The sequence below is a fragment of the Stenotrophomonas sp. S39 genome (genome assembly GCF_016624665.1).
In the GTDB taxonomy this organism is placed as follows: domain Bacteria; phylum Pseudomonadota; class Gammaproteobacteria; order Xanthomonadales; family Xanthomonadaceae; genus Stenotrophomonas.
Window position 1 is genome coordinate 1 of the sequence record NZ_JACVTT010000130.1, and the last position, 8,823, is coordinate 8,823.

The following is an 8,823-nucleotide window of genomic DNA, read 5'->3' on the forward strand; positions in this document are numbered from 1 at the left end:
GGGGCTCGATGGCGCCATCCATGGCGCCAACGGTCCTGCCCACCCACACCGCCCCACCTCTGACAGTTGGCCGGTGGCTGTTGGTGCCAGCAGCTTTTGGTGGGTGCCGACCGTTGGTCGGCACGCTTTTGCTGTCGGTAGGTGTCGACCGTTGGTCGACACGCTTTCCCCAGGGTCAGAAGGGGTTCAGTGGCGTGCGCTGAATACGCGCCGGGGGCGGGTAGACTGGGGGCCTCGTTTCCATGAAAACCGGTTGCCCGATGTCCGTCAGATTCCGCTGGTTGCCCCTGTTGTGCCTGGCCCTGGCGGGCTGCAGCAAGCTGGAGAACCCTGGCAACGTGACCGCCGCCGACAAGGCGACGCGGGCGCCGGCCAGTGATGGCGAGAACATGGTCTCCATCAATGCGGCCGATGCACCGCCGCCGCCGGTGGCGCCGCCACGCAGCCGTGCCGATCGGCCGTGGCCGCAGGCGCAGCTGGAGAACGGCAAGGCCTGGGTCAGCTGTGGCACCGACTATGCCGCTGACGGCGGCGATGGCATCGAACTGGAAGGCCTGCAGCGCGAGCAGGTCCAGCAGGCCCTGCAGCCCTGCGTCGAGCGCGGGCTGCTGCGCGTGCGCTACCAGGGCAAGATCAATCCCGGTTTCGCCGAAATGATGTGGCGGCTGGCCGTGGTGGCCGACGCGCTGAAGATCCACAAGCGCATCCTCGATCTGGATTCCAGTGGTGGCCAGGTCGAATCGGCCATCGTGGCCGGCGACAGCATCGGTGAGTCGGGCTGGACCATCTGGGTGCGCGAGGGCTCCATCTGCCACAGCGCCTGTGTGTTCGTGCTGGCGGCGGGTGACAACCGGTTGCTGTCGGGCAAGGTCGGCATCCACCGGATGATGCGCATCAGCTCCAAGGCCACCTCGCGCGCCGAGCTCAACCGCGAGCTGCACGAGGTCTACGACAACGTGAAGGATTACCTGCAGCGCAACGGCGTTGCGGTGGGCGTGGCCGACCTGATGATGACCGTGCCCAACCGCAGCCTGCGCCTGCTCACCCCCGACGAGCTGCGCCAGTACGGGCTGGACGGCACCAATGCGGTGCAGGACGACCTGGAGCGGATCAAGCAGATGCGCGCCTGCGGCGATGATTTCGTGCAGCGCAAGGATGCCTTCCTGGTGGCCTTCGACCAGCAGTGCAAGCGCGAAGGCGCGGACATGGAATCGATCAACAGCTGCGGCCAGGCGCTGAAGCAGCGCTTCGGTTTCCCCGATGAGGTGTGCCCGGAAGAAAGCCCGCTCTCGGAAATCGACGTGGCGACCATGCCGCCGGCGCCGCCGGAGAAGCCGCCGGTGGCCGAGCAGCCGGCGGGCGAGGGTGCTGCACCGGCCGCGCAGGGCGATGCCGCGACGGTGGAAGCCAGCGCACCCGCGCGCTGACAGCGTACTCACCGGGCTGAAGTAGACTGCGGTTCTTACCCTAGAACCGGCGGTGTCCATGAAGCGCGTGCGTTTGCCGAAGTTCCTGCTGTTGTCCCTGCTGCCGATGACCGCGCTGGCACAGGCCCCCGCGCCGGCCACGCCCGCGCCGGCTCCGGCGCGCCCGGCACCTGCCGCAGCGGCAGCCGCCAAGCCGGCCACGGCTGCGCCGGTCCTCACCGCTGCGCAGCAGGCACAGGTGCAGAAGCAGGATGCCGACATGAGCGCTGCGGCACTGATGGCTGCGCAACTGGTCGACAGCAACCGTGCCGGCGAGTTGTGGGATGGCGCGTCGGCCGTGGCCCGCCGCGCGGTGCCCAAGGCGGCGTTCGTCAGCCAGCTTGCGGCCGACCGCACGCGCCTGGGCGCGATGAACGGACGTGGCCAACCCACCATCACCCGGGTCAAGTACGCCGCCGGTGCTGCGGTGCCGGAGGGGCTGTACATCAATGTCAGCTTCCCGACCCGTTTCGCCAACAGCACGCAGCCGGTGCGCGAACTGGTGTCTTTCCGCTTCGACGAAGACCAGACCTGGCGCCTGGCCGGTTACAGCCTGCGCGCGTCCGCGCCCTGACGGAGAACCTCGATGGCCACCGAGCTGACACTGCTGGCGTGGGCGATGCTGCTGGGCTTCGTGCACATCTTCGCGGCATCGGCCGTGGTCACGCGCGAGCGCGGGATGAAGTGGAACGCGTCGGCGCGTGATGCGCCCGACGTGCCACTGAGCCCGCTGGCGGGAAGGCTGAAGCGGGCGCAGGCCAATTTCTTCGAGACGTTCCCGTTCTTCGCCGCCGCCGCGATCGCGGTGGTGGTGGCCGGGCGCAGCACGGATACCACGGTGCTGGCGGCGCAGGTCTATTTCTGGGCGCGCGTGGTCTACCTGCCGCTGTATGCTGCCGGCGTGCCTTACGTGCGCAGCCTGGTCTGGGTGGTCTCGATCGTGGCGGTGCTCAAGCTGGTGTTCGCACTGCTGTGATACGCGCGCGGGCCTGATCCAGATCAAGGCCAGTCATGCGCCTGGCGCTATGCTGGGCGCGACTGGATCAACGGCAGGAGGCGCTTATGCGCAGGATGGACGTAGTGGTGGTCGGTGCCGGCCCGGCGGGCCTGTGCTTCGCGCGTGCGCTGGCCGGCAGTGGCCTGCAGGTCGGGCTGGTCGAGGTGCAGCCGCGGCAGGCGCTGGCGCAGGCCGCCTTCGACGGCCGCGAGATCGCCCTGACCCATGCCTCCCGGCAAAGCCTGGAACAGCTGGGCCTGTGGCAGCGCCTGCCCGACGCCGAGATTGCCGAGCTGCGCGATGCGCGGGTGATGAACGGCGGTTCGCCGTTCGCGCTGACCTTCGCCATTGGCCAGGTCGATGGCCAGCCGCTGGGCTGGCTTGTGCCCAACCACCTGATCCGCCGCGCGGCCTGGGAGGCGGTGCAGGGCCAGGACGGGCTGGAACTGTTCGATGGGCGCAAGGTGCTGGCCGTGCAGGCCGACGCGCAGGGCCACGTGGTCAAGCTGGATGACGGCAGCGAGCTGCATGCCCGCCTGCTGGTCGCCGCCGACAGCCGTTTTTCCACTACCCGCCGCATGCTCGGCATCGGTGCGCAGATGCGCGACTTCGGCAAGTCGATGCTGGTCTGCCGCATGCAGGTCGAGCGCGATCACCACCACACTGCGTGGGAGTGGTTCGGCTATGGCCGCACGATGGCGCTGCTGCCGCTCAACGAAGGCCAGGCGTCGGCGGTCATCACGTTGCCGCCGCGGCAGATCGAGGCACTGCTGGCGATGGACGAGGTGGGCTTTGGCGAGGCCATCACCGCGTGCTTCGAGCACCGTCTGGGGCAGATGCAGCCGGTGGCCACGCCGCAGGCCTATCCGCTGGTGGGGGTGTACGCACACCGCTTCGTCGGCGAGCGTTGTGCGCTGATCGGTGATGCCGCAGTGGGCATGCACCCGGTCACCGCGCATGGGTTCAACCTGGGCCTGGCCAGCGCACAGCGGTTGGCGCAGGGCATCCTGGCGCAGCAACGGCGGGGCGCGGACATCGCCGCGGCCGGCATGCTGGCCACCTACCAGCGCGGCCACCGTCTGGCGTCGCGGCCGCTGTACGAGGCCACCAACGCCATTGCCAGCCTGTACACCGACGACCGCCGGCCGGCACGCCTGCTGCGGGCGGCCGGGCTGCGGGTGGCGCAGGGCGTGGCGCCGTTCCGGCAGCTGATCGCCTCGCACCTCACCCAGCGGGTGGCCTGAACGGGCCTGGCCCCCAGGCTCAGCTGGCGGCCAGCACGCGGATCTGGCTGTCGGCGAATTCAACCACCTGGCCTGCGCGGATCTTGCAGGCCTTGCGCAGCTCGACTTCGCCGTCGACCAGGACCTGGCCCTCGCTGATGACCATCTTGGCCTCGCCGCCGCTGGTGACCAGGTCGGCCAGCTTGAGCAGCTGCTTGAGCTCGACGTAGTCGCCGTCGAGGTCGAATTCGAGGATCTGCATGGTGTGGGTGTCCTGGAGAGGGGGCGGGAAGGGCGCGTATTGTGCGCCAGCGCGGCCCGGAAGGGGATGCGAATGGTTTCCTGTACGCATGGTTCAGGAAGAGTGCGGTATCATTCCGCTCTGAGTGAGTGAAATCTCCTCCGACCGAGCAGCGCCAGGGCACGCGATAAGAAGGGCGCCCAAAGCGCGGACCATCCCTTTTTTATCGCACTGCCATGCAGATGGCCGTGCCTTTGGAGTTCCCCATGTCCCAAGATTCCCAAGCGCAGCTGCAGTTCGCGCAGCTCGGCCTGTCCGAGCCCGTGATGCAGGCGGTCACCGCCATCGGCTACGAAACCCCGTCGCCGATCCAGGCTGCCACCATCCCGGCGATGCTGGAAGGCCGCGACGTGCTGGGCCAGGCCCAGACCGGTACCGGCAAGACCGCAGCGTTCGCACTGCCGGTACTGTCCAACATCGACCTGCAGCAGATCAAGCCCCAGGCCCTGATCCTGGCGCCGACCCGCGAACTGGCCATCCAGGTCGCCGAGGCGTTCCAGTCCTATTCGTCGAAGATCCCGGGCTTCCGCGTGCTGCCTGTGTACGGCGGCCAGCCGTACGGCCAGCAGCTGTCGGCCCTGCGCCGCGGCGTGCACATCGTGGTCGGTACCCCCGGCCGCGTGATCGACCACTTGGACCGCAGCACCCTGGACCTGTCCGAGCTGAAGACCCTGGTGCTGGACGAAGCCGACGAAATGCTGCGCATGGGCTTCATCGACGACGTCGAAGCCGTGCTGAAGAAGCTGCCGGAGCAGCGCCAGGTGGCCCTGTTCTCGGCCACCATGCCGCCGCAGATCCGCCGCATCGCGCAGACCTACCTGCAGGATCCGGTCGAAGTCACCATCCAGGCCAAGACCACCACCTCGGCCAACATCCGCCAGCGCTACTGGTGGGTGAGTGGCATGCACAAGCTGGAGGCGCTGACCCGCATCCTGGAAGTCGAGCCGTTCGACGCGATGATCATCTTCGCGCGTACCAAGGCCGGCACCGAGGAACTGGCCAGCAAGCTGCAGGCCCGTGGCCTGGCCGCTGCCGCCATCAACGGTGACATGCAGCAGGCCCAGCGTGAGCGCACCATCGCCATGCTGAAGGAAGGCAAGCTGGACATCCTGGTCGCCACCGACGTGGCTGCCCGTGGCCTGGACGTGGAGCGCATCAGCCACGTGCTGAACTATGACATCCCGTACGACACCGAAAGCTACGTGCACCGCATCGGCCGTACCGGCCGTGCCGGCCGCAGCGGCGAGGCGATCCTGTTCGCCACCCCGCGCGAGAAGGGCATGCTGCGCCAGATCGAGCGCGCCACCCGCCAGCCGATCGAAGAAATGCAGCTGCCGAGCGTGGAAGCGGTCAACGACACCCGCATCAACAAGTTCACCTCGCGCATCAGCGAAACCCTCGGTGCCGGCGGCCTGGACTTCTACCGCCAGCTGCTGGAACGCTTCGAGACCGAGCAGAACGTGCCGGCCATCGAAGTGGCTGCTGCGCTGGCCAGGATGCTGCAGGGTGACACCCCGTTCCTGCTGCAGCCGCCGGTGCGCGCCCCGCGGGAAGAGCGTGCGCCGCGTGAGCGTTTCGACCGTGGCGACCGTCCGGAGCGCGGCGACCGCTTCGACCGCAACGAGCGTGGCCCGCGCTTCGAACGTGGCCCGCGCCGTGAAGACGGCGAGGGTGGCTTCAAGCAGCGCCCGCGCCGTGACGTTCCGCCGCGCGGTGCGCCGGAGCAGGGCATGGAGACCTACCGCATCTCGGTGGGCCACCAGCATGGCGTGAAGCCGGCCAACATCGTCGGCGCCATCGCCAACGAAGCTGGCCTGGAAAGCCGCTTCATCGGCCGCATCGACATCCACGACGACTTCTCGCTGCTGGACCTGCCGGCGCAGATGCCGTCGGACGTCCTGTCGCACCTGCAGAAGGTCTGGGTGTCCGGCCAGCAGCTGCAGATGCGTGCGCTGGCCCCGGGTGAAGACACCAACCCCGCCCCGCGTCCGTTCAAGCCGCGCTTCGACAAGCGTGGCCCGGGTGGTCCGGGTGGCCCGCGTCGTGGTGGTCCGGGTGGCCCGGGCGGCCATGGTGGCGACCGCGGCGGTGACCGCGACAGCCGCCCGCCGCGTCGTGACGGCTTCAAGCCGCGCGGCCCGCGCAGCTACTGATCCCCAGTGATGTGACAGAACAACGCCAGCCTCCGGGCTGGCGTTGTTCGTTTCCGCTGCCCGAAACGGCAGCGGGGGAATTGAATCGGTTCAAACCCGCCCGCCCCCACGACCGTCGCGCCCGGTTTCGCATGGTCCACACATCGCCGTCCATAGGCTGGCATAGTTGGACAAGGAGGCTGTCACGGCACATTCGGGGGGATCCGGGATGGGTAGAGGTGGCAAGGAGCAGCATCAGCACCGGGTGCCGATGACCCGTGGGCTGGGGCTGCGGTTCGCATTGTTGACGGGCATGGCGATCGGACTGGTCGGCCTGTCCGCCTTGATCCAGGAACTGCAGGCGGCGTCCACCGCCTGGATTGCGGGCCAGGGGCACTGGTCGCGCGGCCAGCAGGATGCCACCGCTGCGCTCAGCCGCTATCTGGCGCGGGGGTCGGCGCACGACCTGGAGGACGCCCGGCGCGCCCTGCAGGTGCCGCTGGGCGATCTGCATGCGCGGTTGGCGCTGGAACAACCGCAACCGGACGTGGTGCAAGCGCGCGAAGGTTTCCTGCGCGGCGGCAACGCGCGTTCGGATGTGTCGCGGCTGATCTTTTCCTTCCGCTACGCACGCGACCTGGGCGAGTTCCGCGAAGCCACCCGCCTGTGGCGGCAGACCGACGCGCACCTGCTGGCCATGCAGGCGCTGATCGAAGAACTGGAGAACGTCCCGCCGGAAGCGCTGCAGCAGCCCAGCGTGCGCGACCGCTACATGCAGCGCGTGCACGACGTGGACCTGCAGCTGCAGTCGCAGGCCGAGGCGTTCTCCCAGGCCCTGCTGCGCATGGCGCATACGGTGCGCATTGCCACGCTGATCGTCGGCGGCTTCTCGGTGCTGGCCATCACCCTGATGGCGGTGGCCCTGGCGCGGCGCGTCGGCAAGGACCTGACCGAGCATGAGAGCCGATTCCGCGCTGCCTTCTACCAGGCCAACGTGGGCATGCTGAAGCTGGATGCGGCCGGGCGGGTGATGGAGGCCAACCAGGCCATGGCGGACATCCTCGACTACCGGCGCGATGTGCTGCAGCAGATGGCCCTGGGCGACCTGCTGATGGAAGGCGAACTGGTGCTGGACGATGACGGGCGGATCAACTGGGACCGCCAGCTGCGGCCGGGCGAACTGCGTTTCCGCCGCCGCGACGGCAGCCTGGTCTGGGGCCGCTGGAGCGGCACCGGCGTGCGCAGCGCTGGCGGCCGGCTGTCGGTGTTTTCGATCATCGAGGATGTCAGCCAGAACCATGCGCTGGCCCGGGAGATCGAGCACCATGCCAGCCACGATCCGCTCACCGGCCTGATCAACCGCCGCGAGATCGAGCGGTTGCTGGAGCGGGCGCTGCTGCAGGTCCGTTCCGAGGGCGGCACGCACGCGCTGTGCTACATCAACCTGGACCACTTCAAGCTGGTCAACGACAGCTTCGGCCACGCCGCCGGTGACCAGATGCTGCGCGGGTTCGCCGAATACCTGGTGGGCGCGGTACGCGATGGCGACTGGGTGGGGCGGCTGGGTGCGGACGAATTCGCAGTCTTCCTCGGCCGCGCCAGCCAGGACGAGGCCAAGCGCGTACTGCAGCGGCTGATCCGCAACCTGGGCCAGGCAACGTTCCCGATCAGCGAAGGCAGCCCGCAGCTGAGCTGCAGCATCGGCGTGGTGGAAGTGACTGCCGACGCACCGGACGTGAACTGGCTGATGAGCGCGGCCGACAGCGCCTGCTATGCGGCCAAGCAGGCTGGCCGCAACCGCGTCCACTGCTTCAACGAGGACCGCCTGGCGCTGGACGAACGCCGCCATGAAGCCGAGCGCCTGCAGCGGGTAAGCCGGGCGATGGCCGAGAACCGCATGCTGCTGTATGCCCAGCGCATCGCCAAGGTCGGCGATCCGGGTTACCTGCATTACGAGGTGCTGGTACGCATGCGCGATGCCGACGGTGCGTTGCACATGCCGGGGCAGTTCATGCCGGCGGTGGAGCGCTATGGCATGGCCGTGGCGCTGGATCGCCACGTGCTTGGCCTGCTGTTCCGCCACCTGCAGGTGTGCCCGGCGCACGTGCGCCAGCTGGGCCTGTGCAACGTCAACGTATCGGCGCAGTCGATCGCCGAGCCGAGCTTCCTGGCCTTCGTCTGCGATCTGCTGGAGCGCAACCGCGCGCTGGCGGCCAAGCTCTGCTTTGAAGTGACCGAGACGGCAGCGATCAGCAACCTGACCCAGGCGCGTGCGTTCATCGACGCGGTGAAGGCACGCGGCTGCCGCATGGCGCTGGATGACTTCGGCTCGGGCCTGTCCTCGTTCGGTTACCTGCGGCAGCTGCCGGCGGACATCCTGAAGATCGACGGCGCGTTCGTGCGTGACATGGACACCGACGCGGTGAGCCGGGCGACGGTGCGCGCGATCAGTGAGCTGGGTCGCGAGCTGCAGATGGAGGTGGTGGCCGAGTGGGTGGAGACGGCGGAGGTGGCGCAGACGCTGGCCGACATGGGCGTGGATGGGTTGCAGGGCTATGCCATCGAGCGGCCGCAGCCGCTGGAGCGGTTGACGCTGGCCAACCAGCGGCCGGTGCGTCTGGTGGGTACCCCGGGCCCGCAGGGGTAGGGGGTGTTCGGCAGGGCTTGCAGCCCTGCACCTGCGGTAGTGCCGGCCGCTGGCCGG

7 protein-coding genes are annotated in these 8,823 nt (G+C 68.7%); 6 read left to right on the plus strand and 1 reads right to left on the minus strand.

Annotation, left to right across the window (positions count from 1 at the left end; genetic code table 11):
- Positions 1 to 260 precede the first annotated feature (260 nt).
- The 4 genes from IAE41_RS20745 to ubiM all read left to right on the plus strand — a co-directional run bounded on the left by IAE41_RS20745 (position 261) and on the right by ubiM (position 3,707).
- On the plus strand, positions 261 to 1,427 hold the full coding sequence (locus IAE41_RS20745) for a hypothetical protein (RefSeq protein ID WP_200734405.1): 1,167 nt from the start codon (positions 261 to 263) through the stop codon (positions 1,425 to 1,427).
- A 58-nt stretch (positions 1,428 to 1,485) separates the two neighbouring features.
- Positions 1,486 to 2,040, plus strand: a complete 555-nt coding sequence (locus IAE41_RS20750) for a DUF4019 domain-containing protein (RefSeq protein ID WP_200734406.1) — start codon at positions 1,486 to 1,488, stop codon at positions 2,038 to 2,040.
- A gap of 12 nt (positions 2,041 to 2,052) precedes the next feature.
- Entirely contained in the window at positions 2,053 to 2,442 is a 390-nt protein-coding gene (locus IAE41_RS20755) for an MAPEG family protein (RefSeq protein ID WP_079221217.1), read from the plus strand.
- A gap of 86 nt (positions 2,443 to 2,528) precedes the next feature.
- Positions 2,529 to 3,707, plus strand: coding sequence for a 5-demethoxyubiquinol-8 5-hydroxylase UbiM (gene ubiM, locus IAE41_RS20760; protein WP_200734407.1), 1,179 nt, complete (start codon positions 2,529 to 2,531; stop codon positions 3,705 to 3,707).
- 19 nt (positions 3,708 to 3,726) lie between these two features.
- On the opposite strand, the gene IAE41_RS20765 is transcribed toward ubiM, so the two are convergent.
- Positions 3,727 to 3,948 (minus strand): RNA-binding S4 domain-containing protein, encoded by a 222-nt coding sequence (locus tag IAE41_RS20765; protein ID WP_108760017.1) that lies wholly within the window; start codon positions 3,946 to 3,948, stop codon positions 3,727 to 3,729.
- A 245-nt stretch (positions 3,949 to 4,193) separates the two neighbouring features.
- On the opposite strand from IAE41_RS20765, the gene IAE41_RS20770 reads away from it, so the two are divergent.
- Positions 4,194 to 6,140, plus strand: coding sequence for a DEAD/DEAH box helicase (locus IAE41_RS20770; RefSeq protein ID WP_200734408.1), 1,947 nt, complete (start codon positions 4,194 to 4,196; stop codon positions 6,138 to 6,140).
- A gap of 208 nt (positions 6,141 to 6,348) precedes the next feature.
- Positions 6,349 to 8,766: an EAL domain-containing protein gene (locus tag IAE41_RS20775; RefSeq protein WP_200734409.1), complete on the plus strand. Its 2,418-nt coding sequence runs from the start codon at positions 6,349 to 6,351 to the stop codon at positions 8,764 to 8,766.
- The last annotated feature ends 57 nt before the right edge of the window (positions 8,767 to 8,823 follow it).